Below are 26,721 nucleotides of genomic sequence, written 5' to 3'. Positions count from 1 at the left end.
TGCGGGGGGCGATGTCCGCCTCCCCGGCCAGGCTCGGAGATCTCTCATGATGTATGATTTGGAACTCATCAATGTCGGCAAGGTCTATGACAACGGCACGCCCGCCGTCATAGACTTCAATCTTTCGATCAAGAAAGGCGAATTCATCGCCTTCCTCGGGCCGTCGGGCTGCGGCAAGACCACGACACTCCGCATGATCGCCGGCTTCGAAAGCATTTCCTCCGGCGACATGATGATCAAGGGCGAGCGCATGAACGATGTGCGGCCGCAGAAGCGGCCGACATCGATGATCTTCCAGAACTATGCCCTGTTTCCGCATATGACTGTGCGACGGAATGTCGGATATGGTCTTGAGGTCAAGGGCATGGCGAAGGCCGAGCGTGACGCGCGGGTCGATCGTATCCTCGCCACCCTGGGGCTGGAGGATATCGCCGAGCGCAAGCCCGACAAACTCTCCGGCGGTCAGCGTCAGCGCATCGCTCTTGCCCGCGGCCTTGTGGTCGAACCGGATGTGCTGCTTCTTGACGAGCCGCTGGGCGCCCTTGACGCCAATCTGCGCAAGGCGATCCAGAACGAACTCAAATTGCTGCAGAAGAAGCTCGGAGTAACTTTCGTGTTCGTCACGCATGCCCAATCGGAAGCGCTGGCGCTGTCCGACCGCATCGTCGTCATGAACCAGGGTAGGGTGGAGCAGATCAGCCCGCCGCATCAGCTTTATACGCGCCCGAACACGCCGTTCGTGGCGCAGTTCATCGGCCGCAACGCCATCTTCGAGGGCGAGGTTGCAGGCACCGAGGCCGACAGCACGTTCGTCTCGACGTCGTTCGGCACGCTGTCGGGCTGCGCCAATGGCGGCCTCTCCAGCAAGGTCAACATCGTCATCCCTTCGGAGGCGATCGAGGTTCATGCGGCAGGCGGCTCGGCGCGCGAAAATCTCGTCGGAGCCTTTGGCGGCAATGTGGTCGGCGCGCACATCGAGCGTTTCGACGTTGTCGGCCATATCTCGCAGATCGGCATCAGCCTGCCCGACGGCCGCGGTCTGACCCTGGAAGCACATGTCGACAAATATCGGCCCGGCGCCTTTCCGATAGGCGCCCCGGTCATGCTTACCTGGGATCCGGCCGACGCGACCGTCATTCCAGCTCACTATTAGAGAAACCGCGATTGAAGGAGATCATCCCATGGCAAAGGAAATCCTGTGTAGTTTTGGCGTCGACGTCGATGCCGTGGCCGGCTGGCTCGGCTCTTACGGTGGGGAGGATTCGCCCGATGATATTTCAAGAGGGCTCTTTGCCGGTGAGGTCGGCAGCCCGCGGCTGGTGAAGCTCTTTGAACGCTTCGGCATCAAGACGACGTGGTTCATTCCGGGCCACTCGATCGAGACCTTTCCGGAGCAGATGCAGGCTGTGGCCGATGCCGGCCATGAAATCGGCATCCATGGCTACAGCCACGAAAATCCGATCGCCATGACGCGCGAGCAGGAGACCGAAATCCTCGACAAGTGCATCGAACTGGTGACCAGGCTTTCCGGCAAGCGCCCGACCGGCTACGTCGCGCCGTGGTGGGAATTCTCCAATGTGACCAACGAACTGCTTTTGGAGCGCGGCATCAAGTATGATCACTCGCTGATGCATAATGATTTCACGCCCTACTATGTGCGCGTCGGCGACACCTGGACGAAGATCGACTATTCGCGCAAGCCCTCGGAATGGATGGTGCCGCTGAAGCGCGGCAAGGAAACCGATCTGATCGAGATTCCGGCATCCTGGTACCTCGACGATCTGCCGCCGATGATGTTCATCAAGAAATCCCCAAACAGCCATGGCTTCGTCAATCCGCATCACATCGAGCAGATGTGGCGCGATCAGTTCGACTGGGTCTATCGCGAAATGGACTACGCCGTCTTCCCGATCACCATCCATCCCGACGTCGCCGGCCGGCCGCAGGTGCTGATGATGCTGGAGCGTCTCTACGCGCATATGATCAAGCATCCCGGCGTGAAGTTTGTCACGATGAATGAGATCGCCGACGATTTCGCCACCCGCTTTCCGCGAAAGAAATAGCCGGCTAGTTTGAAAGACCGAGAGCATCAATTCTGAAGGAGGCGGATCGCCATGTGTTCACTATGCGGCGTGCTCGGCGGCAATGAGCACTGGACAGATGCCGCGGCACGACCGGGTGTGTTCACGCGCAATCATGCCAGCCCCGACAGGCGGCGCGAGCGTGCCGAGCGCGTGCGCGCCGCCAACGAGATGCTCTCGGGCTTTGGCCTTGTGCTCACCGACTGGCAGGGCGCGTCTTTCGTATTGTCGACGCGAACGGGCAGGAGCGAGATCATCGAGGATCTCGGTCATCTCTGGCCAGCGGCCGAAAGGCTTGTCGGCCGGTCCTGCGATCCGCTCGACGTTGCTTTCATCGCCAGGATGGAGGCGCGGCATGTCGATTGAGGCCAGCGGCTTTCTGCCGATTAATCTGCTGACGGGCTTCCTCGGCTCCGGCAAGACGACGCTGCTCAAGCGCATCCTGGTGGATCCGACCTTTGCCGATACGGCAGTGCTCATCAACGAGTTCGGAGAGATCGGGCTTGATCACGATCTCGTCGGAAGTGTCGATGGCGAGATGGTGCTGCTGCGCTCCGGATGCGTCTGCTGCACGGTGCGCGGCGAACTCGCCGCCGCACTCAAGGAGCTTTATTCCCGCCGCGAACGTGGGCTGTTGCCACCATTCCGGCGCGTCATCATCGAAAGCACGGGTCTTGCCGATCCCTTCCCGGTTCTGTCGACCATCAAGGCCGATCCCGTGCTCAGGCATCACTTCTGCGCCGGCAACGTGATCACGACAATCGACGCGGTGAATGGGCTGCGCCAGCTCGACACCTACATAGAATCCAACAGGCAGGCGGCTGTCGCGGATCGGTTGATCGTCACTAAGACCGATCTTGAAGCAGGTTGCGAGGGAGCGGCCCTTCAGACTCGTCTTCGCACACTCAATCCCGACGCCCCGATCCTGATGGCCGCCGATCCGGATCTCGATCTCTCCTCGCTGGTTGCCGTCCAGAGCAGCGTCTCGCCCAGCAGCAGCCTGTCGCAAAGCGGCTTTTACTGCGAGGAGCCGGCGGAGCTCGTCTCTTCGGACGGTGCGCCGCATCAGGCCGCCATTTCTTCGATTTCGCTCAGTATCGACAGGCCTGTCGACTGGACGGCTTTCGGGCTCTGGCTGACCATGCTGCTCAATCGGCATGGGGAGCGGATACTGCGCGTGAAGGGCATACTCAATCTCAGCGGCGAGGAGCGCCCCGTTGCCGTTCACGGCGTCCAGCATCTGGTTCATACGCCGGTGCATATGGATGGATGGCCTTCGGAGGATCACACCTCGCGTCTGGTCTTCATTCTTGACGGGCTCGACGGAGCTCTATTGAAACGCTCCTTCGAAGCTTTCACACCGGCGCGGATGCCGCAGATCCGGTCCGCTGCATCTTACCCGATCGCCGCGGCGCAATGAGACAACCGGTCCATCTATGAACAAGCATCGATCCATCGCAAAAACTCTGTCCGCTCCGGCTTTGCATCTGGCGGGGCGGCCGCGCCTGCGCGTGCTTGGCACTGCGATCTCATTGCTGGAGGAACTGCGCCTGCGAGCGCAGGACGATCTGGGTATCGATGTGACGTTCGACAACAACGACTTCCTGACGACGCAGTACAAGGCGGCCCGCGAACCGGACACCTACGATATCTACGATCAATGCTTCCACAATCTCGATATCGTCTGGCACTGGCGCGCGATCCAACCGGTGGACACCCAGCGCATCGTTTTATGGGATGAGGTCAACGATCTAACAAAGACCGGTCACATCGGCCCCAACCCCCGAATGGGACTTGGCGACGTGCCGGCGCGCAAGCTGTTCGTTCAGCCCAATCTCGCTCTCGGCGATACGCCGTCGCGCTTCATCTCGATGCTACCGACGACGCATAATTTCGATAGTTTCGCTTATCGGACCGATCTGGCACCGAATGGTGTCGGCATGCATTCCTGGAGTGCGCTCTTCGACGAGCGATGGGCGGGCAGAGTGGCGCTGGTGGACGAGCCTGCCATCGGCATCTTCGATGCGGCGCTGGCAGCGCAAGCTGCCGGTCTCATGTCGTTCGACAACATCGGCAACTTGTCCATTCAGGAGATCGATCAGCTGATCGATCTCCTGGAGGAGCGCAAGAAGGCCGGCTTCTTCAGAGATTTCTGGAAAACTGCCGAGGATGCGGCGCGGCTGATGATTGCCGGCGAGACCAGCGTCCAGAGCATGTGGTCGCCCGGCATCGGCATCCTGAATTCGAAGGGTGTGCCAGTCGAGCAGGCCGTGCCTGCCGAAGGCTATCGCGCCTGGCATGGCGGCCTGTGCCTTTCGAAACATTTGAACGGTCGTCTCCTCGATGTCGCCTACGACTATCTGAATTGGTGGGTATCGGGATGGCCAGGTGCCGTCGTCGCGCGACAGGGATACTATATTTCCACGCCGCAGCGCTCGCGCCAGTTCATGACGCCGGGCGAATGGGACTACTGGTACGAGGGCGCTGCTGCTGCCGAAGACCTGCCGGGTCCGGACGGGCAGATCAGGATAAAAGCCGGCTCTCTGCGCAGCGGCGGCTCGTACTGGCAGCGCGCCAATTGCATTGCGGTTTGGAACACGACAATGGACGAGCACAATTATTTGGTGCGCCGATGGATGCAGCTGGTGGGCGGACGGGGAGAGCAGGGTCAATGACACAGGGACATCTCGGCAAATCGATCGCGCAATTGTCGGTGCTGATTCAGTCCGGCAGCCTCGATCCAGTTGCGTTGGTCGAGGAGAGCCTGGATGCGATCCGCGCCCATAAGGATCAAGCGATCTTTACCCGGCTGCTGGAGACGCGTGCGAAGGAGGAGGCGGCTGCTTCGTCGCGGCGACTGCGGGAAGGGCGTTCGCGCGGGCTGCTGGAAGGCATTCCCGTCGCCTGGAAGGACCTGTTTGCTATTGCCGGCCTGCCGACCACGGCTGGGTCGATCGTGCTTGCGAATGCCGAGCCTGCGCAGGATGATGCCGAAGTGGTCAAGGCGCTGAAAGCGGCCGGCATGATTGCTGTCGGTCGCGTCAATATGAGCGAGTTTGCTTTTTCCGGCCTTGGCCTCAACCCCCATTACGGCACGCCGCACAATCCTTTGGCCTCCGATGTCGCACGGATTCCTGGCGGTTCGTCTTCCGGTTCTGCTGTTGCCGTCGCGGCAGGTCTCGTGCCGGTTTCGATCGGCACGGATACGGGCGGCTCGGTACGCATACCGTCGGCATTTAACGGGCTCGTCGGATATAAGGCAAGCCGTGGCCGCTACAGCATGGCCGGGGTCTTTCCCCTGGCGACCAGCCTCGATTCGCTCGGGCCTCTTTGCCGAAGCGTCCAGGACGCCGTCTGGGTCGATGCGGCGATGCGTGGCCGTGCGGCGCCTGATGTCATGCGCGCAAGCCTCGATAGCCTGTCGATCGTCGTGCCGACCAACATCGTCATGGACGATGTCGAGGACGGTGTGGCCGAGGCATTTCAGGCAGGGCTCGCCCGGCTGACGGCCGCCGGTGCCAAGGTGCGGCATGCCGCTTTTCCAGCTTTCGACAGGCTGTTTCAGGTGATGGCGGAGCACGGGCCGCTCGTGACCGCTGAAGCCTTTGCCGTTCATCATCGCCGCCTGGCAGGCCCCGAGGCTGAGCGCATGGATCGGCGGGTCGTCGCTCGCACCCGCCTGGGCGAAAAAATCACACTGGTCGGCTATCTTGAGATCCTGAAGGCACGAGAACGATTGATTGAAGACACCGCTGGCATGATCGGACCGAACGAGCTCGTCGCCTACCCCACGGTCGCCCATGTCGCACCGGCGCTTGCTCCGCTGGAAGCGGATGACGAGCTGTTCGTCAGCATCAACTCCAAAACGCTGCGCAATACCTTGATCGGCAATTTCCTCGATTGGTGCGGGGTGTCGCTACCTTGCGGCACTGGAGAGGCCGGCATGCCGGTGGGATTGCTGCTATCGGCTCCGCGGGGCCGGGACGAGTACCTATTGGCCATGGCAATGGCCTTGGAAGATATCGTTGCTGGGTAGATCGACCCAGCAACGATATCTTGAAACCGTGAGTCGGACCGAGCTTGCTTTCAGACGAATTTGGTTAGACGTGTTCATGGAAGCCTCGCTCGCGTTTAATCAAGCGGCTCCAATTTGGCCAGAGCCGCGGATACCTTTTGATCTCGCGGCGTTAGTTAGACATCGGTGAAAAATTTGGGAACCAAAGAAAATGGGCTTGGGACTTACGATGAGAATCTCAACCACATAGGTGATTAAATGGAAATTGATGAAAATAAAAAGAGAAACTGGACAGAGAGAGGCAAGACAGTAGGAGCACTGATAAAGGAGCTTGAATCCTTTGAAAATCAGGAATTGCTGGTGGTTCTGTCCATTGATGGCGGCGAAGAAGTCAGGCCTGTTAGCTTGGTTGGAAAAAAAGACAATCAGTGCTTGATTGCGTTCGTTCCAGGCTGACAGAGAAATGCCTCGAGCGCGGCTAGGGATATCGTGATCTCGGTCTTCAACCCATAGGTGACCATGATGTGTCTCGTCCACAAATGCTCGATTTCGTCAGCCAGGCTCTTCTTGTCTGAATCGCTGAGGAGAAACGAGCGCTTGCCGGCTTCAGGTGCCGGCCTCCCGGACGGTGGCGGTTCCTCAGGGACATGCACACGGCGAACAAAGCATAAGCACTGGAGCAGATCGCCCGGCAGCAGGACATAAATTCCTCGCCGAACGCTCGGGAGTTGCTCGAGCGTTGTCTCTGTGTCCAGCCGCGTTACAGAAAGTGGCTGGTAGTGTTCGATAAAGAACAGCATCGCCGCGTCGTTCACCTGCGGTGTCGCACGCATTGCAGAAGATTGATATGGATTTGTCTTGGACGGATACGGCGGGCTGCTTCTGCAGTCTTGTAGGAACCTAGCAGCCCCAGCGCAACGCGGCGGTTGCAACCGGCGAGTCCCACAGAGAAATCTCTTCCTCGCTGAGGAAGGCGAGCGTGACGGAAAGCCCCTGCATGTCGAGCGAGGTGGCATAGGCGCCAACAAGTGAGCGCTCAATCCGTAAGCCATGGTTAACCATGAAGTCGCGAGCGATTTTGTAGGCGAGATAGAGTTCGGCGGGTGGCGTGCCGCCGAGTCCGTTCACCAGTAACAATCCCGTGCCCGTGGTCTGCCGGATGTCGTTGACGATTGTCTCGCTTAGACGCCTGACGATCGTGTCAGCGTTCGCGAAGGGTTCTCTTGAGTGGCCGGGCTCACCGTGAATGCCGACGCCCATTTCAATCTCGTTCGATCCGAGCGTGAACGTTGTGCGCTGCGTGTGCGGTACCGCTACACCAGTCAGGGCGACGCCCATCGAGCGAATGCGCGGCGAAAGGCTGTCGCCGAAGGCTTTCAGTGCCGCGAGCGGCGCGCCCTGCTCGGCCGCAGCGCCAAGAAGCCTTTCTGTGATCAGCGTACCGGCAACGCCACGCCGCCCACGACCGTCGCCGGCTCTGACCGTTTCGATGTCGTCGCAGGCAAGAACGATCTCGATTCTGTGTCGGCCGGCCGCCATCTCTGCCGCCATTTCGAAGTTCATCACGTCGCCGTCGTAGTTCTTCACGATCAGCAGGCAACCGGCGCCCGTGTCTGTTTCCTCGATCGCGCTGACGATCTGGCTTGGCGTGGGTGACGTGAAAATATGCCCGACACAGGCAGCATCGAGCATGCCGCGACCGACAAAGCCGATATGCATCGGCTCGTGACCTGCGCCGCCGCCGGAGATGATCGCGACCTTGCCTGGAACCAGGTGGCGCCGGCGTATGCATTTGCGGTCGATGCCGAACGCAACGAATTCCTCATGGGCGCGCACGAAGCCTTCTGTGCTTTCAGCGACCATGGTTTCCGCCGTGTTCATGAATTTCTTCATCAAGCCCCTCCCAAGGCGACGATCATCTTAGTCTTGTTGCCCCGTGTGCAATGCCCCAGTTCATTCGGGCGGTCCGGAAAGCGCGGCAATCTTCAGCACAAGATCCGCGATTGCTTCCTCCAGCAGCCGGTTGCGTCGCTCGTCACCGAAATCAGGGACCATCAGCGAAAGGTGCCGCAGCTTTTCCGAGGCGCCAAGCTCCGGCAGTTTACCAGGATGGGCGGCCTGGTAAGCGTGCAGAAAACGCTCCTGTTCGGCACCGCTGAAATGACATACCCGGAAGATCGTCGCGAGGTGCCGGGCAGGAAGCGGTGTCGCGTAGGCTGGACTTGTGATCTGCGTGACGAAGCTGCGATGTTTGCCCAGTTCCGTAGCCAGCCGCTGACGCGTTCCCGACGGTCGGTTGTCGATGATTTGCGCCAGGATGGACTTGTAGGCGATAATGGCGTCTTCGGTCTCTTCGCGCGCCATATTATTCTCCGGCTGCCTTTGTCCCATCGGCATTCAGACCGACGATTGCCGATCTTATCGCGGGAAGTCGAGCTGGCGCCACGGAAAAATGACATATGCCAGCGGCAAGAAGATCTGCGGTTCGGGCTGGATCGCCGGCCATGTCACCGCAGATGCTGACTGGTTTGCCGCCGGCAAGCTTCACGGCCTGCGACAGCAGGCGCAGCACGGCCGGCACTGCGCGGTCCTGATAGAGAGCGAAGTCGGCATCCTCACGTGCCGAAGCGATGAGGTATTGCGCAAGGTCGTTTGTACCGAACGAAAAGAAGTCCGCGCTTTCGAACCGGTCGAGCATGAGCGCCGCAGCCGGAACCTCTACCATCATTCCGATCGGTGGTATGCGGTGCGGCACGCCCCGGCGCGCGAGCTCACTGGCTTCTTCGCGATAGATTTGCCTGATATCGTCGACATCAGATGGAAACGTCACCATCGGCAGCATGACGCGGAGATTGCTGAAGACGGCTGCGCGCAGGAGTGCGCGGGCTTGGACACGCGCAATTTCCGGCCGGGCAAGGAGAAGGCGGACGCCGCGCAAGGAAGGCGCTTCGGTGAGGCCGGAGAGTGGCTTGTCGCCGCCGATATCCAACATACGGATCGTTACCGCTCGGCCATCCGCCCACCCCAGGAGCCGGCGGTAGATCGCGAATTGCTTTTCTTCGTTTGCGGCATCACCAAGTGAAGTCACCGCGAATTCCGAGCGCATCAGCCCGATGCCGGCGGTTGTTGCGGCAAGAATCGAATCGACTTCATCGGGAGCGTTGACGTTGATGGACAACAGTACCTGCGAGCCGTCGGCCGTGCGCAGACTGCCGTTGTCGGCTTCCGGTGCCGTGCCTGTTGCAGGATGGTCGAACTGGGCCGGCATTGTGTTCTCGTCAGCTGTCTGAAGGACCACGACGCCTGCATCGCCATCAACCCCGATATGCTGTCCCCGATCTGTCGTGAACTGGCCGGCACCGATGACCATCGGAATAGACCGGGATTTGGCAAGCAGGGCGACATGACCGACGGCGCTGCCGGCATAAAGAGCGATACCGCCGCCTGCCGACCAGTCATGAGCGAGGAAGCGGCTGGGTTCCATGTCCCTTCCGACATAGATGGATCCGGCCGGAAAGTCGTCGAGCGACGTTCCCGTGAGGACCGACAGGACGCGATTCTTGATGTCGAGGATGTCGACGGCGCGCGCCCGCATCTGGTCCTCTTCCGAGCATTCCAGTTCACCGATGTATGCGTCGAGTGTCCCGACCCATGCGAATGCGACGTTCTCGCCCGCATCGATCCGCGCGCCAGCCATCTCCGTCAAAGTCGGATCCTGGAGGACTTCGATCTGAAACTCGATGATATCGCTGCTCTCGGGATCTGTTCCGGTCGCAAGGTCCTGCAACTCGCGGATGGCTGTCTTGATCGCGTCGTCGAGTTCGGCATGTCCAGAAAGGCCTGATGGCGGTGACGCGGCGGCGGTCAGCGGTGCGGCTATATAGGCCGGCCCGGTTGCAACGCCTGGCGATGCGCTTGTGGCTTTTAATCTAAGCGGTGCGGCCATGCCTCTTTTCCTCATCGAAGTTGCGCTCGACGAGGTCCTTCAATGCACGGATCGCTTCTTCAGCGAGGATTCCATCGGCGCGGATCCTGATGACCGAACCCTTGCGGATCCTCGCACCCATGATTTTGATAATGCTCTTGCCGTTCAGCCAGATGTCGCTGCCATTGACCGCGACCTCAATAGAGCAGGGGAACGATTTTGCCAGCCGCGTGAACGTGACTGAAGGCCGGGCGTGCAGTCCCACGCCGTGCTTGACCTCGACCTCGGTCTCACAACTGGCATGCACCTGCTCGGTCTCCCGGCCTCCTATGCGCAATCCGCCGCTCATCAGGGTGACAGCTCCTCTGCGGTTGCAACCACCCTGCTTAGCGGAGCGCCGCCAGAGGCCTCGGCCGCCGCGACGACGGCTCCCTCAACGACAGGGGCGTTGCAGATCGATACCTTTTTCGATCGCGGCAGACCGAGCATCTCGATTGCCATTTCGCTGTTTGTCTCGGCCCCACCAAGGTCGACGAAGACGGCGACGCCCGCTTCCGACCAGGCCGCCTCGATGGCCTCGAGAATGCCGCCGGCATCGGTGCCAAGATCGCCCTGGCGGTTGCCGCCGGACCAGGCAAGCGGCACGCTGTCGCCGACCATCTGCCGCACCATGTCGGCAGTCCCACGCGCGATTAGCGGCGAGTGGGAAACGATGACAATCCCAACGTTTGGCGTCTTCTCATTCATGCCGGGGCAGACTCCTCAAGATAACGGCAGATCGCGGCTGTCAGGAGCGCACAACTTGAGGCGCCCGGATCGACATGACCGATCGACCGATCGCCGAGATAGGAAGCGCGCCCGCGCATGGCTCTCATCGCAGCAGTCAGCTCGGCAGCAAGTTCGGCCTGACGTGCAATGTCTGTCAAAGGCAATCGATGTGCGAGCGCGTCCTGAACAGGATAGAGAACATCGAGAAGCGTCTTGTCTCCGACATGCGAGCGGCCACGGCGCGCGACGGCATTGATCGCCTGTTTCAGTGCCGAAGGAAAATCTCTCTTCTCGCCCGGGGCACGGAGCTCGCGACCCATCTCCATGAGAAGCGTTCCGTAAAGCGGGCCTGCCGCACCGCCGATGTTCATCACGAGTGTCAGCCCAATTTTCTCAAGCGCGTCAGGCAAGGGAAGGGCTGAAACGGAGGCGTCTTCGGCGCTCACCGCTTCGCAGCCGCGTCGCATGTTCGTTCCATGATCGCCGTCACCAATGGCGCGATCCAGCGCACACAGGTGCTCGCTGTTTGCCGCGATCGTCGCACGGCAAGTCTCGATCAATCCCATGAGAAGAACCGGTTCTGCAAGCACACCCGAAACCCTCCCGTGGCCAGAACTCATACGAGCGCCGCCACTACCTCGAACACGCCTGCCACGGCGACAGCACCGGGATCGGGCACGCCTTCAAGATCCCTTTCGCCAACGTAGGAGGCACGTCCGGCCTTTGCTTGTCGCATTGCGGCCGTCGACTGAGCACCCGCCGTTGCCGCTCCTGCCGCGGCTGCGACACCCCCCGATGAGAGGGCCGCGAGCGCCGGAGCCAGCGCGTCGACCATTGTGCGGTCGCCGATGCCTGCGCCTCCATAGAACGTCATTCGATTCAGTCCGGCAAGCAGGGCTGCAGCGATATCTTTTTTTTCGGCCATAGCCTTGGATGCGGCGGTGAAGAAGATCGATAGCAGCACGCCGCTGGAGCCGCCCATGCTTGTGCTCAGGATCTCGCCGATCGAGGCCATGGTTGCGGCAGGATCCTTCAGCGGCAGCGTGTCCATGCGGGAAAGAATGCTGCGGGCACCCGTCGCGACCGTAGAACCGGTATCACCGTCACCGACGCGGCCGTCCAAGCGATTCAGCTCTTCTTCGAGGGAAATCAGATGCTCGCAAAGTGCGGTCAGGAGACGACGATTGTCCTTATCGTCGCTGGCCGGTGCTGCTTCGCTCTGCGCCAACGAACGCGCAGGTGCAGGGAGGACAGCGATCTCGTGCCGTTCGGTCACAGGCGGCCAGGCATGGGGCTCGACGGTGGCCCTCAAGGCGGCTTCGCGGTTGGCGTCCAGTCGGATGAGCGACAGGGAAAAGCCGTTCATGTTGAGAGCGGTCATCATCGGTGCCGGCCCAATGATCAACCGAACACGGTTGGCGATAGGTGACGACAGTACAGCATTGGCGATGACACCCATTTCGAGTGGCGGTACGGCGCCGAGGTTGTTGATCAGCAGCGCATGATCTGCTGCACCATCGAGCTTTGCCGCCAGCCGGTCGGTCATCGTCGCGACCAGATCGGCAATCGGCTGCAGGGAAATACGCTCGACCCCGGGCTCGCCGTGAATGCCGAGACCGAGTTCGCCTTCATTGGCGCCCAGTCGATCCTCATGCGTTTGGCCCGGTACGCTGCAGGTTGAGAGCGACATGCCGAGCGAAACGATACTGCCCGCTGCTGCGGTCGCCAGGCCCGCAACCGTCTTGAGCCCGGCGCCGGCCTCGGCATGATAGCCGGCGATCTTGTGCACGAATAGTGTACCGGCAACGCCGCGGGGCTGGATGATGCCGGGGATCGCGATATCGTCGGCAACAATGACCATCTCAACGTCGAAACCCTCTGCACGTGCCTTTTCGGCGGCGAGACCAAAATTGAGGCGATCGCCCGTATAGTTCTTGACGATAAGCAGGACGCCCTTGGGACCGGTTACGGCGCGGATTGCCGTGAGTACCGCATCGACGCTCGGCGAGGCAAAAATTTCGCCCGATACTGCTGCTGTGAGCATGCCCTTGCCGACGAAGCCTGCATGCGAGGGCTCGTGCCCGGCACCACCACCGGAGATGATTGCGACCCTGGATTTATCCCAGTCCGCACGGAGGATCACCTTGATATCGGGAAAGGTGTCCAGCCGGGCCAGCCGGGCGGGGCTGCTCGTGAGGAGCAGACCATCCAGGGCTTCGGTGACGATGGTTTCCCGGCGATTAAAGAAGTGTTTCATGGAGTGAGACCCGTCGTTTATGCCACTATTGTCCGTTTCGTTCTGTTTTCACCCGAGGCGCTGGCCGCTGGCATCGAAATAGAGCGGATCGCGCAGTGTCAGGCGGATTCGATCGCCCGGCCGAATTGCAAGATATGGATCGGCAAGCGTGACGAGCTTGTGGTCGCGCACTCTGATGTGCAGATGGTTCTGGTCGCCCAGATGTTCGATCCAGTCTATTTTGGCGTCGGCGTCCTGATCGAGGATGATATCGAGATGCTCGGTTCGCGCGCCGATCGTCTTGGTTCCGGGGGGCGGATTGGCGCCGGCAAGAAGATCGGTTGGCAAGAGGTTGATGTGCGGCTGGCCAAGACGTGCCGCAACATGAAGACTGGCCGGATTGCCGTAGATTTCGCGGGGCGTTCCGACCTGCAGCAGCCGTCCTTCGGCTACGATGCCGATCCTATCCGCCATCGTCATGGCTTCGACCTGGTCATGGGTGACATAGAGCAGGGTCGAACCGAGCTCCTTCTGGATGCGCTTCAGTTCCAGACGAAGCTCCGCACGCAGCTTTGCGTCGAGCGAAGAGAGCGGCTCGTCCATGAGATAGATCGCGGGACGACGCACCAGCGCCCTGCCGATCGCAACGCGCTGCATTTCGCCGCCCGACAGACGTGTCGACCGGCTCTCCAGCTTGTGGTCGATCCTGACCATGCGCGCAATGTCTCTGACGCGGCGGTCAACCTCTTCGGTTGTGAGCTTGCGCACGGGCGCACGCAGCGGAAAAGCGAGATTGTCGTAGACCGTCATGTGCGGATAGAGCGAATATTGCTGGAAGACGAAAGCAACATCCCTGTCGGCCGGAGCTTCGCCCGCGACGTTGCGGCCGCCGATTTCGATGCGTCCGCTGTCAGGGCGCTCCAGGCCGGCAATAAGGCGCAGTGTGGTCGTCTTGCCGGCGCCCGTTGGCCCAAGCAGGACGACAAACTCACCGTCACGGATCGAGAGGTCCAGATCAGCCAGAGCCTGCGTATCGCCGAAATGCTTGCTCAGATCCTTGAGAACAACATCAGCCATGTTCAACCTCCGAGTAGAGCGCCGAGGCAACGGCGCGGCCCGACTTGCAGTCGAACAGCGCAAGCTTGGCAGGATTGAACTCGAGGCCCACCGTCTCACCGATGCGGAAGTTGCGGTTTGCGGGAACGCGAGCTTTGATAACGCCGCTCGATGTCTCGATTGCCACGACCTGATTGGTTCCGAGATATTCGCTGCCGTAGACCGCTCCCCGCAAGGGAGAGCTATCGCTGAAGCGTATATGTTCCGGCCTGACGCCAAGTGCCAATTCGGCTTCGGCCAGGTCCTGGTGCACCTCGGGAATGCTGACATCGACGCCGTCAAGCGAGACGGATCGTGCCCCGCTCTGGAGGCCGGAGGTGAAGCGCATGAAGTTCATCGGCGGCGACCCGATGAAATCGGCGACATACATGGTGGCCGGCTTGCTGTAGATTTCCTGCGGCGTGCCGAATTGCTCGATGACGCCGTGGTTCATCACGGCGATCTTGTCTGCCATTGCCATGGCCTCGTGCTGATCATGCGTCACATAGACCGTCGTGGCATGAATGCGGTTATGCAGTTCACGCAGCTCATGGACCATCACTTCGCGGAATTCCGCATCGAGTGTGCCAAGCGGTTCATCCATCAGAAAGCACTTCGGACGACGCACGATCGCACGGCCGAGGGCGACGCGCTGGCGATCGCCGCCGGCAAGACCGGAGACAGAGCGGTTCAGGATGTGATCAATCTGGAGCAGCCGCGCGGTCTCCTCGACACGCTTTCGAATTTCAGCCTTCGACATGCCTTGCGAAAGCAGCGGGAAGCCGATGTTCTTGCGCACGTTCATATGCGGATAGAGCGCAAAAAGCTGAAAGACGAACGCGATGTCCCGGGCACTGGCGCGGTTGAAGGTGACGTCTTCGCCGTCAAGGTAAATCTTGCCGCTGGTCGGCAGCTCAAGCCCGGCGATCATGCGGAGCGTCGTCGTCTTGCCACAGCCGGACGGACCGAGCAGTGCGAGGAACTCGCCGTCATGGATGGTGAAGTTCGAATCCTCAACGGCGACGAAACCACCGAATTGCTTGCGGAGATTTTCTATTCTGATGTCCGCCATGGCTCACTCCGGAAACTTCGAAACAATGATGAACATGGCCGTGCCCGCAAGCAGCGTCACCAGCGAGTAGGTGTAGAGTACCAGCAGGAATGGCTGGAAGAGCATGAGGAAGCCGATTGCAATCAGCGTGGTCGCGATGTTCTCCATAGGGCCGCGACGCAGGAAGAAGGGGCGCTTCGGGCGGGATGGCGGCGGTATTTCGATGAGATGCGTCATTTGCGGACCGCTCCGAAGGTGATGCCACGCAAGAGCTGCTTGCGCAGGAGAATGGTGAAGACGAGGATCGGGATCAGGAAGATCGTCGTTCCTGCGGCGACAGCCGGCCAGTCCTGGCCGCCTTCGCCGATGATGGTCGGAATGAAGGGCGGCGCCGTCTGGGCCTCGCCCGAGGTCAGCAATGCCGCGAAGGCATATTCATTCCAGGCAAAGATCAGGCAGAAGATCGCGGTGGCTGCAATGCCCGTGGTTGCCTGCGGCAGGACGACTTTCCAGAAGGCCTGCAGGCGGGTGTAGCCGTCGATCATCGCGGCTTCCTCGTATTCCCGTGGGATTTCGTCGATGAAACCCTTGAGCAGCCAGACGGCGAGGGAGACATTGACTGCGGTATAAAGCAGGATCATGCCGACCGCCGTATCGGAAAGACCGAGCTCACGGTACATGAGATAGATCGGGATTGCGACCGCGATAGGCGGCATCATGCGCGTCGACAGGATGAAGAACAGAAGATCGTCGGCAAGCGGCACCCTGAAGCGGGAGAAACCGTAGGCGGCCAGCGTTCCCAGCGAAACAGCGAGGAACGTGGAGCCGAAGGCAATCACCAGCGAATTGGCAAAGCGCGGCAGGAAATTCGAGGGGCCGGCAATCACCATATTTCGCTTGCGGGTGACCTCGTCGCAGGTGCCGCTTGGTGCGGGCAGCGCGGCGATATATTCCGGCGTCTGTCGCGTCCTCGTCGTCAGGAGGTTGCAATAGCCCTCGAGCGTCGGAGTGAAGACGATCTTCGGAGGATAGCTGATGGAATCCGGCGGTGATTTGATGCTGGTCAGAAAGATCCAGACCAGCGGAATCATGGTGATCAGGGCATAGAGGATCACGATGGCACCGGCGATGCGCTTGCTGGCTGGGCTCGGCTCGACGACCGAGTGGGCTGAGGTGACGGAGCTCATCGTTGCTTCACCTTGTTGAGCGCTTTGACGTAAATGTTGGCGAGGCCGAACACGGCGACGAAGAGGACGATGGCGAAGGCCGACGCCCTTCCCGTCGCCCAGCTCTCAAAGGCGGTGCGTTTCAGGGTGATGGAGGCAACCTCCGTGGTCGAACCCGGACCGCCTCCCGTCAGCAGCGTGACCATGTCGAACATCTTGAAATTTTCGATGCCGCGAAACAGCACGGCAAGCATGATGAAGGGCAGCGCCATCGGCACGGTGATCGACCAGAATTGCCGCCACGCGGAGGCGCGGTCGACCTCGGCAGCCTCATAGATGTAGTCGGGGATGGAACGCAGACCCGCCAGGCAGATCAGCATGACATATGGCGTCCACATCCAGGTATCGACGATGATGATTGCCCAGGGAGCCAGCGAGACGCTGCCGAGCATCTGGATGTCGGCCGTCGGGATGCCGGTGACGAGGGAAACGGCGTAGGCGAAGAGACCGATCTGCGGTTCATAGAGGAAGCGCCAGAAGTTGCCGACGACGGCCGGAGACAGCATCATCGGGATCAGGATCAGCGTCGTCCAGAACGCGTGGCCGCGAAACTTGCGGTCGATAAGATAGGCGAGCGTAAAGCCGATCACCGTCTGCAGCAAGATCGTCCAGAACACGAAATGCGCTGTCGTCTGCATGGCCTGCCAGATATCAGGGTCGGTCAGGACGCGCTCGTAATTGCTCAATCCGACATTCTGGACCGGCGCATTTGGACGGTTGGCGCGATAGTTCGTGAATGAGAGATAGATTGCCCAGATCAGCGGGAAGATGTTGATAGCAAGAAGAAGGATGATGGTCGGGGTGACAAATATCCAGGCAATCGCTCGGTCGGATAGGCCGCGGACGCGGTGAGCAACCGATGTCGGCGTCGCCCTTGCCGTTGCGTCCGCTGCCTTTTCGACCATGGAGGAAGAGGAAATGTTCAAGATATCACCTGGTCTTTGCGGATGTGAGATATGTGGCGGCCCGGCAGTCTTGGCAATCCGGGCCGCCATTCTGGCAAGGATGCTGTGCGTCCGGCCGGACACTAGATCTTGCCGTCGTCCTTGAAGACCTCGGTCCAGTCCTTCACGAGGCCATCGAGCGCCTCCTGAGCGGTGCCGTTGCCTGCCACGACATAGTTATGGACACGCTTCTGCATATCCTGAAGAAGGGTTGCGTAGCTCGGCTCGGCCCAAAAATCCTTCACGATTGCCATCGAGTCCAGGAATGCCTGGGCATAAGGCTGGCTGGATGCGAAGTTCGGGGCGTTCACGACTGATTTCAGGCAGGAGTAGCCGCCGAGTTGCCACCATTTCGCCTGCACCTCGGGCTGGGCGAACCATTTGATGTATTGCAGTGCAGCGTCCTTCTTGTCGGAATAGGAGACGACTGAAATGCCCTGTCCGCCAAGCTGCGCGAAATGCTTTTTTTCAGCTGGATTGGGGAAGAAGCCGATCCTGTCGCCGCCGACCTTCTCGTCCTTATAGAGGCCCGGCCAAGTGAAGGCGAAGTTCATCTGCATCGCGACCTGGCCGGATTTGAAAGCATCCGCCGACTCCACCATGTAAACGTTGGAGCTGCCGGGCGGCGTGCAGCAATCATAGAGTGACTTGTAAAATTCCAAGCCTTTTACTGCATCGGGAGAATTCACGAAGCCATTCATTTCATAGGGCTTGTCCGGATTGTCGTACTGGAAGCCCCAGTCGTACAGGACGTTGGTCACACCCATTGTGATGCCTTCAGAGCCGCGCTCGGTATAGATCGAAGCGCCATAGACGGTCTTCCCGTCGATTTCGCGCTTCTGGAAGAACTCGGCGATCTGCTTCAGTTCGTCATAGGTCTTGGGTGCGGCAAGGTCTCGGCCGTATTTTTCCTTGAATTCCTTCTGCAATTCCGGCCGCTCGAACCAATCCTTGCGATAGGTCCAGCCAACCACGTCGCCCATGGCAGGCAGCGCCCAGTAGTTCGGCGTGTTCTTCGGCCATTCCGAATAACCAACGACCGTCGCCGGCACGAAGTCATCCATCTTGATGCCTTCCTTGTCGAAGAAGTCGTTGAGCTTGACGTAATGGCCGTTTTCCGCCGATCCGCCGATCCACTGGCTGTCGCCGATGATCAGGTCGCAGAGCTTTCCGTGCGAGTTCAACTCGTTGAGGAAACGGTCCGCATAGCTCGTCCACGGGACAAACTCGAATTTCATTTCCGTCCCGGTCTTGGCGGTGAAATCTTTCGACAGCTCGACGAGCGCGTTTGCTGGATCCCAGGCGGCCCAGCACAACGTCAATTGATCGGCTTTTGCAATATTGGGCAGCGCCAGCGGCATGATAAGCGCCGAGCCCAGCCCGAGAAGGGCTTTCAATGTCTTCTGCATGAGTTCCTCCCAGAACCAAAGGCCAGCTCCCCGCCGACCCCGCAAGTCCACAACTATCAGAGAATGCCTACATGAACTCCTCAACCCTCATGTTTAGCAATATGTTTAGTGAAGTACATTTTTATAAACATTGCAAGTCACAATCGTTGCTGCGCTGCATATGTGGAGAGGACAGTTCGTGGAACTACGCCAGCTGCGGTGGCCGAAGAGCTGTATTTCGGCAGGGCGGCAGGTGCATATCGCGCAGTCCGCCCTGAAACGAACGTTTGGCGCTGACCGATCCGCTGGCCCAACTCGGCTTGGGTAACATTCGCGGCTTTTCAGCCGGCATCAGCTGAAGCTGAGACGTTGAGCCGCTATTGAGGCGAGAACCGACAGGACAGTTGACAGTAAAAGAATGCCAGATGTTGCAAATAGCGAGCCGGTCGTGCCTGGCTCTTGCACAATTCCAGCAACATGACTGATGAGAGAGGCAAATGCTGCTGCCATCGCCACTACGGTTGCCGCACTAAGGAAGATAACGACGGCTACCAAGCCATCCAGCACAACTTCAATAAAGGGGTTACCATCGTTCACGATTGAACCTCCACGCCCGCTGGGACAGGCCGCTGGAGAGAACACAAAATTGGATAAAACCTGGGGGCAAGGTCACTAGGCCCTCTCACCCCGAAATTACTCCGTTTTTCGAGGCTGGCCTTCGGTAAGCGCCCATCCGTCCGGCACGCCGGTCAGCCACGCTGCTGGACGTGTAGCATGCGCTCGCGTGTCGCGAACCATTCCTCGGCGTAATCGTCGTTCCTGTATTCGTCGAAATAGGGTCCCCCATCTGTGAAATGCACGATCTTCGCGTCATCGCGCTTGTCATATTCGTTGACGAGATAGTTCCAGATGATGGGTAGCTCGCCGATCAGATCGTCGCCGTCGAGCCACTTGAACTGGTGCAGCTGCAACCCGGTTGCAGTGTTGACATAATCAGGCGTCAGCGCCCTGCATTTCGCATTGTTGAAGAGGATCAGGCTCGACCAGTTCTTCTTTTCGTATTTCGTCTGTACTTGGCCGAGAAACTTCGTTTCGACCTTCGGCTGGTAATCGTGCTTCACACACATGACGGAATAGCGGTCGTCGCGTAGCGCCCAGAGGTCGGCAATATCCGCGCGCGCAAGCATGTCGCAATCCATGAAGAGGCTCCATCCCTCATACTGGCTGAGATAGGGCGTCAGGAAGCGCGAGAAGGAGAACTCGGTCGACTGCAGGGCGTTGCGCTCACGCGTGAATATGCTTGCGACATTGTGCAGGTAGATCGGCGTGATTCTCACCGGCGCGCTCGATTTTTCCAGAATGCTTTGCGACAGCACGTGATGGGCGACAATTTCCTTTGAATCAAAACCAACATAGACGTTGACGATATCGGTCATATCAATTTCTCCTCGGGACGAATTATGTGTTGCCTTTCAGGAAGCTTGCTTCTTCTCGCGGTCGAGCGCGCGCTGCTTGCGGGTCTTTGGCCGCGCCTTGCGGAACGCCTGATCGAGCGCCCGCTGCCATTTGGTGAGTGACACCAGGCCGTCGATGAGGGCCAGCGCATGATCGAGCCGTGTGGAGAGTGCATCGTTGATCGCCGCCTGGATCTCCTCGCTTTTCGCATCCGGAAAATGCCGGGTCAGAAGATCGAAGCGTGACGGCGTCGCATGTTCGGCGCTGGTGATGATACCTCTTCGCGCCAGAAGCCTGAAAAAGGTCCGTTCGAATGTCCAGTCATGAACGTCGAAGACCTTCCATCGCTCACTCCGTTTCCCGGAAAATCCGGCGAGCACGATCTTCGGCGTCAGCTGAAGCTCCCGCATCCACGCAACCAGCGCAAAGCCGCTCGTCGGAATCTTGTCCGGCGGATAGTGCTCCGATATCAGCGTCTCGAGATCGCTGTACATGACTGTCGCACCGTTGAATGCGCCGACGGGGCTGAAGTGCTCTTCGGGTGCCGTACGGATATTCAAAACGCCGAGGAACTTGTCCGACGTGAAGAATTTTAGGACCTCGTCCACCTCCCGCCGATGGACGATATTGGCGCCCATCATGCCGCTGCGTGCCACAAGAATGGCATGCCCGGGGAAACTGTCGTCGAGAACCTTGTAGACCTTGTTGAAGAAGACGAACAACGTATCGCCGGGAAACTCCGTGCGCATCCGCTGCGGATCGAGCGCCTCGCTATTGGCGACCAGAACGATGTGCGAATAGCGATTGAAGAATGCACGCCACGCATCGGCGCCCCGCGTGTGAAAGACGTGGCTTCCGGAATTTTCGGATCCGGGGTTCCTTTCAGCCCTCGGTATCTCACTCGCGCCAAAATGTGCCTTCAGTTGTTGGGAGCGGTTCATCGCGCCGGCGCGCTTGCCGAGCGCCAGGAGATAGTCGGCTGCTTTCCGGATGGCGCTGCGCTGGCTGACAAATCCCGACCACGGCGTTTTCGAAAGCATGTTCGAATAGATCTCGGCATAGGCCGACTGCCCAGCCTGAACCGAAAAATCCCACGGCTTGCGACGTCCGGTGAAATGCAGGAGCACTGCATTGCGGATATACGGCATGATCCCGGTCTGGACATTCCATCGGTTGTCGAGCCGCTGCCACATCCCGCGAAAGGCGATATTGAGAATATCCTGGTCGTTCGAGGCAAAGCATTGCCCTGATCTGAGCAGCGAACGCGCCGTCTCGAAAAAGCCGCCGGCCCGGATGGCGGCGCAATCCATGAGAAAAACCCCAGCATTGAAATATCCCGCTCCCGGGTCGAGGCCGAGCTCCCGTTCCAGCCGTCCGATCTTGTCGGGGAAGGCAATGAGGTAGTCGTTAACCGCACCGATCGCCTTGCCGTTGAGATCGACATCGAAGAGTGGATCGACATTGCCGACGGCCAATATATCCGCATCAAGGTAAAGAACGCGCTCCAGCTTCTCGCCCATCAGCTTATCGAGATAGAGGCGCGCAAGCGTCGACTTGTGCCAGCGGCCTGCCGTCTCGGGTGTATCGGTGGGAAAAGTGAAATCGACGACGTCGATATCGATGCCGTTGACGACGTTGAAGGTCGCAACCCGAGCTTTCTGGTCCACAGGCAAATCGATGCCGACAATTATCGGCTTGATATCGTTCCTTTGACTGTTGCGTTGGACAGAAAGAAGTGCGCAGCAGGCTGCCGGAAGCATTCGCGCATCCGTGAACACGTATATGGCCTTGCTACGTATAAGAACCGACATCCCGCCCACCCGAGATATGCAGTATTGAACGACGAGGGAAGCCTTATCGAGATTTGATATTCAATGAAAATTCGGAAAAGCTAGCTGAACTTAACCGCGTTAACGCTCAAACCTTTGTACGTAAGAGAGTTTTGTCAACGCCATCAGTTTTTTACCTTCGCTTCAATCTGTTTCCACATTTGACCGCCGTGGAAAATGTCGTCCTGGTGCAGATGCACGCTGTTGCCGTCGACGAGTACCGTCGCAATTCCCGCAATAACTGACTTTACGAGAGCTCTCCCTAGCCGAGCGAATACCGCCATAGATGCACGCTGAGATTGCCTATCATGTTTAGATAAGTCGAGTAGCCCTTTTGGGTGAGGGATATTGTCATCCATGGCGGGAGGCAAATCCTCTTGTCGTCAGGAAAGACGGATCATGGAACTACGCCAGCTATCCTACTTCGTTGCGGTGGCCTAAGAGCTGCGTTTCGGCAGGGCGGCAGCCAAGGTGCATTTCGCCCAGCCCGCCCCGTCGAATACGGTGCTGGCGCTGGAGAAGGAACTCGGCGTGTAGCTGTTCATCCGCTCGACCAGGCGGGTGGAGCTGACGCGGGCAGGGGCGGCCTTCTACGAGCGCCAAGGAGGGCCCTCTGTCATCGAAGAGCGAGATCGACATCGAGGATCTGCGGGGTCGCACTTAAACTTATTGCGACTGCTATGTAGGCTTAGTTGTAGCGTGACAGTATACCACCATCGAAAGCATAGGGTCACCAGAATGTTTCGAAATGCTACTGTCCAAACAGGTTTCCATTCGCATGGAGATGGCATGTTGGAACGATTGGAGCGCGTTCTTCAACATCTAAAGTCTGCCCGACCGATCGCCGAGAAAAACCCAACGCTTGGCAAGGTTGTGGAGCTGATAGACGCGGCAATAATCGAGGCCGAGAGCAGGTTGAAGGCATTGCGCAGGGACGACGGAAGAAAGCAGTAGAGCAGCAATGATTGCAAGCTCGTTCGAGCGGGCCATGTGAGGGCAGTCCGCGCGCCCGCTATGCTGAAAGCTCCGATACGTTTTTTTGTTTTCCGGCGGATTCAGCGACGAGCGACTCGACGCATTCGAAACTCGTCCCATGTAAGCCTGTCGAGACATCGAGAGGTACTGCATCATGGACAATCTTCAGAGCTCAACACCGATCCGTCCGCTTCACGTCGAGATCGACGGCGTGGGGAAATATCGCCAGGCACGTAGTGTCGAGGATCTCGCTGCATTCCTCCTCAGTGAACAATGGCCGCATCTCGAAAACGACCCCGCTCCATTCCATCACGCGTTGATGACCTCAATCGACGCCATGCAGCTCTATCTGGATTCGGAGGTGGCGCGCCAAGCGTTCGTGGAGGCAGCCCATGCATCGAGGATGCACGTCCTGCCGGATGACATGCAAGAGGAAAAGAAGGCCGGTAGACGACGACAAAAGCCTCGCCGAAGCGGGGCAATGAGAGGTCATCACACTGGAGGAGCACACACCCGGTAAGGTGACTGTCACCGATGCTACCACCCCCCTTATACGAAACAACCTTTCTCAGCGGGGCGCGACGCCGAAATTCGACTCCGTGCTTTTTGTGTAGACGCCGGCGATACCCCAGAAAGTTCGCCCGCCTGGGGTAATCCATTGGCTAAGTTGTTCCCCGGTGGTTTGTTTTGCGCCACTCTTCGTACTCTCCGCGGGCATCGTCATGCAGCGGGTAGTAGCGCTGCAACGACCCACCTTCCATAAGCTTCGCTCGCGAGAACTCTTCCCAATCATGATGCTTTTGCGATTCTTCGATTACCTTGGAGGCCATTGCGACTGGAAGCACCACCACCCCGTCATCGTCGGCAACGATGATGTCTCCGGGGATCACCGTGACACCGCCGCAGGCAATCGGAACGTTGACGGCGTTGGGATAAATGCTGGTCTGCACATGGTAGTTGGGCGTCCAGCCGCGCAGCCAGAGGGCGAGATCCAGCTTTTCGACATTGGGCCGATCACGCATACATCCGTCGATGACGATGCCGGCACCGCCCCTGCCTTTGAAATAGGTCGACATCATATCGCCGAAGACGCCAGAACTCATGTCGCCGCGCGCGTCGACCACGACCACGTCGCCCTCCTGCGCGTGATAGAGCACGTGCCGGTGCAACTGCGTCTCCGGATCGGCATATTCTCCCTCGTTGAAAAGGTCCGGCCGCTGCGGCAGGAACTGGAGTGTCAGGGCCGGGCCGACGATCGACTTCCCGCGGCTCTGCGATACTGGGCCGACCATGTGCGGATTGCGGAAGCCCATGTGGCCGAGCGTACCGGCAATGGTCGCGGCGCCGATCTCCTTCAGCGCATCGATCAGCTCTCTGGGCGGTCGCGTAATATCGGGCGTATGCGTCATTTTAGGCTCCGGTGGATGAAACTACCAATTTGTGACAGAACCGTCGCGGCGCTTCAGGTGAGGCGCTTCCCAGAAGCGAAAGCTCTCCGCCTTGACCGCCTCTTCGTTGACCTCGACGCCGAGCCCCGGCAGGTCGCTCACCGGATAGTCGGGGCCGTCGAGCCGTGGTTGCACGGGGAAGAAGTCGGAATTGTCGAAGCCGAGCTTTGCTTCGGGTGCCCTGGTCTCAAGCCAGGCGAAATTCGGCACCGCAGCAGCAAGATGGATGGTTGCCGCCGTGCAGACTGGACCAAGGGGATTGTGCGGCATCAGGTCCACATAGTGTGCCTCGCTCCAGCCAGCGACCTTCATCGCCTCAGTGAGCCCGCCAACGTTGCAGACATCGAGCCGATTGAACTGATGGATGCCACGCTCGATATAGGGCAGGAACTGCCACTTGCTGGCAAATTCCTCGCCAATGGCGAAGGGGATGTCCGTCATCCTGCGCAGGGATTCATAGGCCTCCGGCGTTTCGTCTCTTATCGGTTCCTCAAGAAAATCAAGCACGCCACGGCCGAGCTTGTTGCAGAAGCTCGCCGCCTCTGCCACCGACAGCCGATGATGATAGTCGATGCCGAGGACGACGTCGTCGCCGAGCACCTCGCGCGCCTTGTTCAGCATCCGTGCGGTAGGCCCGATCGACTCGCGCGGCTCAAAGATGTCCTTGCTGCTTTGCCCAATGGGGAAGAAGCGGATCGCCTGCCACCCCTGGGCATGGAGTTCGCGGGCTCGTTCGATGGCAACATCGCCCTCGGCCTCGTCGCCGGTGGAGGCAAAGGTTGGAATGCGGTCGCGCTGCTTGCCGCCCAAGAGTTCGTAGGCTGGCACGCCCAGCGCCTTGCCCTTGATGTCGTGAAGGGCAATGTCGATCGCGGAAATCGCTGCTTGCAGAACGCGGCCGCCTTCGAAATATTGGCTGCGATAGACTTCCTGCCAGATCCGTCCGATCTGCATCGGGTCGCGGCCGATAAGGAACTCGCGATAGTGCTCGATCGCGCCGGTCACGGCCTTCTCGCGACCGCTCAAGCCACTCTCGCCCCAGCCGAAGATGCCGTTGTCGGTCTCCACCTTGACCAGCATCTGGTTGCGCGTTCCTACCCATACCGGATAGGGCTTGATCGCCGTGATTTTAAGCTTCGCAGTCATAGACGCCCTCGTTTCACGCGTATCCGCGTGTTCTCAGTTGGCCTTGAGGGCCATTTCCGTTTCGCCGTCGAACAGATGCATCCGCTCCTGATCGAACTCGAGCCAGATCTGTTCGTCGGGCGCGACGGCAATGGTCGGCGGGACGCTGACATTGACGATGGCGCCGGAGAGAAACGCCTGTACGAAAGTCACGTCTCCGGTCGGCTCCACCGTGTAGGCCTTGGCGGGGACGGTCCCAGGCATCGCACTCTTGTGCAGCTTGATCGTCGAGTGACGTGCGCCGAGCACGACTTTCCTGCTGGTCGCCCTTGCGACCTTCTGGGCGTTTTTTGGCGAAAGCTCGAGGCGCCAGCCCTCTGCGCTGGTCAACACGGTCTCGCCGCCTGCCGTTGACGCCTCCAGTGGGACAAGGCTCATCGCCGGGCTGCCGACGAAGCTGGCGACGAACATGTTCACCGGATGGGCAAAAACCTGCGCCGGAGTGTCGTATTGCTGCAGGTAGCCGCCGTTCATCACCGCCATCCTGTCGGCCATGGTCACGGCTTCGAGCTGGTCGTGCGTCACATAGATGATCGTCGCCTTGAGGTCCTGGTGAAAACGCTTGATCTCCGAACGCATCTGCACGCGCAGCTTTGCGTCGAGGTTGGAAAGTGGTTCATCCATCAGGAATACCGCCGGATCGCGAACAAGGGCGCGGCCGAGCGCCACGCGCTGCTGTTGCCCGCCCGAAAGTTCGCGTGGCTTGCGCTCCAGCAGCTGCGTCATGTCGAGTACGCGCGCTGCTTCCCTGACCTTCTTGTCGATCTCGTCCCTTGGCAGTTTGCGCATCTGCAGCGGGAACGCCAGATTTTTGTAGACCGATTTCTGCGGATAAAGCGCGTAGTTCTGGAACACCATTGCGATATCTCGATCCTTGGGATCGAGGTCGTTGACCACCTGGTCGCCAATGACGATGTCACCGGATGTGACCGGGATAAGCCCCGCCACAAGATTGAGCGTGGTTGTCTTGCCGCAACCTGAAGGGCCGACAAGCGCAACGAATTCGCCGTCATTGACCGTCAGCGAAACATCGTTGACAGCTTTGAAGGCGCCATAGGTCTTGACCAGATCTTTGAGGACCACGTGGGCCACCGGCAACT

General features: G+C 59.4%; 29 protein-coding genes and 1 pseudogene. 9 read left to right on the top strand and 21 right to left on the bottom strand.

Annotated features, from left to right (window positions below; translation table 11 throughout):
* Positions 1 to 46 precede the first annotated feature (46 nt).
* The 7 genes from H4W29_RS25215 (at position 47) to H4W29_RS25185 (ending at position 6,552) form a co-directional block, all read left to right on the top strand.
* On the top strand, positions 47 to 1,153 hold the full coding sequence (locus H4W29_RS25215) for an ABC transporter ATP-binding protein (RefSeq protein WP_192731581.1): 1,107 nt from the start codon (positions 47 to 49) through the stop codon (positions 1,151 to 1,153).
* 28 nt (positions 1,154 to 1,181) lie between these two features.
* Positions 1,182 to 2,063: a polysaccharide deacetylase family protein gene (locus H4W29_RS25210; protein ID WP_192731580.1), complete on the top strand. Its 882-nt coding sequence runs from the start codon at positions 1,182 to 1,184 to the stop codon at positions 2,061 to 2,063.
* A gap of 51 nt (positions 2,064 to 2,114) precedes the next feature.
* Complete coding sequence (locus H4W29_RS25205) at positions 2,115 to 2,447, top strand: hypothetical protein (protein WP_192731579.1); 333 nt, start codon at positions 2,115 to 2,117, stop codon at positions 2,445 to 2,447.
* Positions 2,437 to 3,501, top strand: coding sequence for a CobW family GTP-binding protein (locus tag H4W29_RS25200; RefSeq protein WP_192731578.1), 1,065 nt, complete (start codon positions 2,437 to 2,439; stop codon positions 3,499 to 3,501). The genes H4W29_RS25205 and H4W29_RS25200 overlap by 11 nt, the downstream gene beginning before the upstream one ends.
* Positions 3,502 to 3,517: 16 nt before the next feature.
* Positions 3,518 to 4,756 carry an ABC transporter substrate-binding protein gene (locus H4W29_RS25195; protein ID WP_192731577.1) on the top strand — a complete coding sequence of 413 codons (1,239 nt, stop codon included), beginning with the start codon at positions 3,518 to 3,520 and terminating at the stop codon, positions 4,754 to 4,756.
* The gene (locus tag H4W29_RS25190) at positions 4,753 to 6,117 is read left to right on the top strand and encodes an amidase (protein WP_192731576.1); all 1,365 of its coding nucleotides are present in this window, start codon (positions 4,753 to 4,755) and stop codon (positions 6,115 to 6,117) included. Before H4W29_RS25195 ends, H4W29_RS25190 begins: the two co-directional genes overlap by 4 nt.
* A gap of 237 nt (positions 6,118 to 6,354) precedes the next feature.
* Positions 6,355 to 6,552, top strand: a complete 198-nt coding sequence (locus H4W29_RS25185) for a hypothetical protein (protein ID WP_192731575.1) — start codon at positions 6,355 to 6,357, stop codon at positions 6,550 to 6,552.
* Here H4W29_RS25185 and H4W29_RS25180 read toward each other — a convergent pair.
* From H4W29_RS25180 to H4W29_RS25095, 18 genes are all read right to left on the bottom strand, one after another.
* On the bottom strand, positions 6,522 to 6,929 hold the full coding sequence (locus H4W29_RS25180; RefSeq protein WP_192731574.1) for a hypothetical protein: 408 nt from the start codon (positions 6,927 to 6,929) through the stop codon (positions 6,522 to 6,524). The genes H4W29_RS25185 and H4W29_RS25180 overlap by 31 nt on opposite strands.
* A gap of 67 nt (positions 6,930 to 6,996) precedes the next feature.
* Positions 6,997 to 7,989, bottom strand: coding sequence for a dihydroxyacetone kinase subunit DhaK (locus H4W29_RS25175; protein ID WP_192731573.1), 993 nt, complete (start codon positions 7,987 to 7,989; stop codon positions 6,997 to 6,999).
* Positions 7,990 to 8,049: 60 nt separating this feature from the next.
* Positions 8,050 to 8,460 (bottom strand): hypothetical protein, encoded by a 411-nt coding sequence (locus tag H4W29_RS25170; RefSeq protein ID WP_192731572.1) that lies wholly within the window; start codon positions 8,458 to 8,460, stop codon positions 8,050 to 8,052.
* Between the two features lies 1 nt (position 8,461).
* Positions 8,462 to 10,042 (bottom strand): putative PEP-binding protein, encoded by a 1,581-nt coding sequence (locus H4W29_RS25165; RefSeq protein ID WP_192731571.1) that lies wholly within the window; start codon positions 10,040 to 10,042, stop codon positions 8,462 to 8,464.
* Positions 10,026 to 10,370 carry an HPr family phosphocarrier protein gene (locus H4W29_RS25160; RefSeq protein WP_192731570.1) on the bottom strand — a complete coding sequence of 115 codons (345 nt, stop codon included), beginning with the start codon at positions 10,368 to 10,370 and terminating at the stop codon, positions 10,026 to 10,028. The genes H4W29_RS25165 and H4W29_RS25160 overlap by 17 nt, the downstream gene beginning before the upstream one ends.
* Positions 10,370 to 10,768 carry a dihydroxyacetone kinase phosphoryl donor subunit DhaM gene (gene dhaM / locus H4W29_RS25155; RefSeq protein ID WP_192731569.1) on the bottom strand — a complete coding sequence of 133 codons (399 nt, stop codon included), beginning with the start codon at positions 10,766 to 10,768 and terminating at the stop codon, positions 10,370 to 10,372. Before dhaM ends, H4W29_RS25160 begins: the two co-directional genes overlap by 1 nt.
* Positions 10,765 to 11,409 (bottom strand): dihydroxyacetone kinase subunit DhaL, encoded by a 645-nt coding sequence (dhaL, locus tag H4W29_RS25150; protein ID WP_192731568.1) that lies wholly within the window; start codon positions 11,407 to 11,409, stop codon positions 10,765 to 10,767. Before dhaL ends, dhaM begins: the two co-directional genes overlap by 4 nt.
* Entirely contained in the window at positions 11,406 to 13,046 is a 1,641-nt protein-coding gene (locus H4W29_RS25145; protein WP_192731567.1) for a dihydroxyacetone kinase subunit DhaK, read from the bottom strand. Before H4W29_RS25145 ends, dhaL begins: the two co-directional genes overlap by 4 nt.
* Positions 13,047 to 13,094: 48 nt before the next feature.
* On the bottom strand, positions 13,095 to 14,102 hold the full coding sequence (locus H4W29_RS25140; RefSeq protein WP_192731566.1) for an ABC transporter ATP-binding protein: 1,008 nt from the start codon (positions 14,100 to 14,102) through the stop codon (positions 13,095 to 13,097).
* The gene (locus tag H4W29_RS25135; RefSeq protein ID WP_192731565.1) at positions 14,095 to 15,192 is read right to left on the bottom strand and encodes an ABC transporter ATP-binding protein; all 1,098 of its coding nucleotides are present in this window, start codon (positions 15,190 to 15,192) and stop codon (positions 14,095 to 14,097) included. The genes H4W29_RS25140 and H4W29_RS25135 overlap by 8 nt, the downstream gene beginning before the upstream one ends.
* A 3-nt stretch (positions 15,193 to 15,195) precedes the next feature.
* Positions 15,196 to 15,408 (bottom strand): hypothetical protein, encoded by a 213-nt coding sequence (locus H4W29_RS25130; protein WP_192731564.1) that lies wholly within the window; start codon positions 15,406 to 15,408, stop codon positions 15,196 to 15,198.
* Positions 15,405 to 16,358, bottom strand: coding sequence for a carbohydrate ABC transporter permease (locus H4W29_RS25125; RefSeq protein WP_192731563.1), 954 nt, complete (start codon positions 16,356 to 16,358; stop codon positions 15,405 to 15,407). Before H4W29_RS25125 ends, H4W29_RS25130 begins: the two co-directional genes overlap by 4 nt.
* Positions 16,355 to 17,323, bottom strand: coding sequence for a carbohydrate ABC transporter permease (locus H4W29_RS25120; protein WP_192731562.1), 969 nt, complete (start codon positions 17,321 to 17,323; stop codon positions 16,355 to 16,357). The genes H4W29_RS25125 and H4W29_RS25120 overlap by 4 nt, the downstream gene beginning before the upstream one ends.
* Before the next feature lie 101 nt (positions 17,324 to 17,424).
* Positions 17,425 to 18,750, bottom strand: coding sequence for an ABC transporter substrate-binding protein (locus H4W29_RS25115; protein WP_192731561.1), 1,326 nt, complete (start codon positions 18,748 to 18,750; stop codon positions 17,425 to 17,427).
* Positions 18,751 to 19,080: 330 nt separating this feature from the next.
* Positions 19,081 to 19,326 carry a hypothetical protein gene (locus tag H4W29_RS25110; RefSeq protein ID WP_192731560.1) on the bottom strand — a complete coding sequence of 82 codons (246 nt, stop codon included), beginning with the start codon at positions 19,324 to 19,326 and terminating at the stop codon, positions 19,081 to 19,083.
* Between the two features lie 152 nt (positions 19,327 to 19,478).
* Entirely contained in the window at positions 19,479 to 20,165 is a 687-nt protein-coding gene (locus H4W29_RS25105; RefSeq protein WP_192731559.1) for a glycosyltransferase family protein, read from the bottom strand.
* A gap of 36 nt (positions 20,166 to 20,201) precedes the next feature.
* Complete coding sequence (locus tag H4W29_RS25100) at positions 20,202 to 21,944, bottom strand: glycosyltransferase family 8 protein (protein ID WP_192731558.1); 1,743 nt, start codon at positions 21,942 to 21,944, stop codon at positions 20,202 to 20,204.
* Positions 21,945 to 22,138: 194 nt separating this feature from the next.
* Entirely contained in the window at positions 22,139 to 22,372 is a 234-nt protein-coding gene (locus tag H4W29_RS25095; protein WP_192731557.1) for a hypothetical protein, read from the bottom strand.
* 85 nt (positions 22,373 to 22,457) lie between these two features.
* On the opposite strand from H4W29_RS25095, the pseudogene H4W29_RS25090 reads away from it, so the two are divergent.
* Positions 22,458 to 22,623: pseudogene (locus tag H4W29_RS25090) on the top strand (LysR family transcriptional regulator); the annotation flags it as partial.
* Positions 22,624 to 23,142: 519 nt separating this feature from the next.
* Positions 23,143 to 23,508 carry a DUF982 domain-containing protein gene (locus H4W29_RS25085; RefSeq protein ID WP_192731556.1) on the top strand — a complete coding sequence of 122 codons (366 nt, stop codon included), beginning with the start codon at positions 23,143 to 23,145 and terminating at the stop codon, positions 23,506 to 23,508.
* Between the two features lie 142 nt (positions 23,509 to 23,650).
* Here H4W29_RS25085 and H4W29_RS25080 read toward each other — a convergent pair whose 3' ends face one another.
* Genes H4W29_RS25080 through H4W29_RS25070 form a run of 3 tightly spaced genes read right to left on the bottom strand, consistent with a single transcriptional unit; the run spans position 23,651 to position 26,713 of the window.
* The gene (locus H4W29_RS25080; protein WP_192731555.1) at positions 23,651 to 24,397 is read right to left on the bottom strand and encodes a ribonuclease activity regulator RraA; all 747 of its coding nucleotides are present in this window, start codon (positions 24,395 to 24,397) and stop codon (positions 23,651 to 23,653) included.
* Positions 24,398 to 24,418: 21 nt separating this feature from the next.
* Entirely contained in the window at positions 24,419 to 25,582 is a 1,164-nt protein-coding gene (locus H4W29_RS25075; RefSeq protein WP_192731554.1) for a mandelate racemase/muconate lactonizing enzyme family protein, read from the bottom strand.
* 33 nt (positions 25,583 to 25,615) lie between these two features.
* Complete coding sequence (locus H4W29_RS25070; RefSeq protein ID WP_192731553.1) at positions 25,616 to 26,713, bottom strand: ABC transporter ATP-binding protein; 1,098 nt, start codon at positions 26,711 to 26,713, stop codon at positions 25,616 to 25,618.
* Positions 26,714 to 26,721: the final 8 nt, after the last annotated feature.

Origin of the sequence: Rhizobium viscosum (genome assembly GCF_014873945.1) — a bacterium.
Taxonomy (GTDB): Bacteria; Pseudomonadota; Alphaproteobacteria; order Rhizobiales; family Rhizobiaceae; genus Rhizobium; species Rhizobium viscosum.
This window is presented reverse-complemented; position numbering and strand designations above follow the sequence as displayed.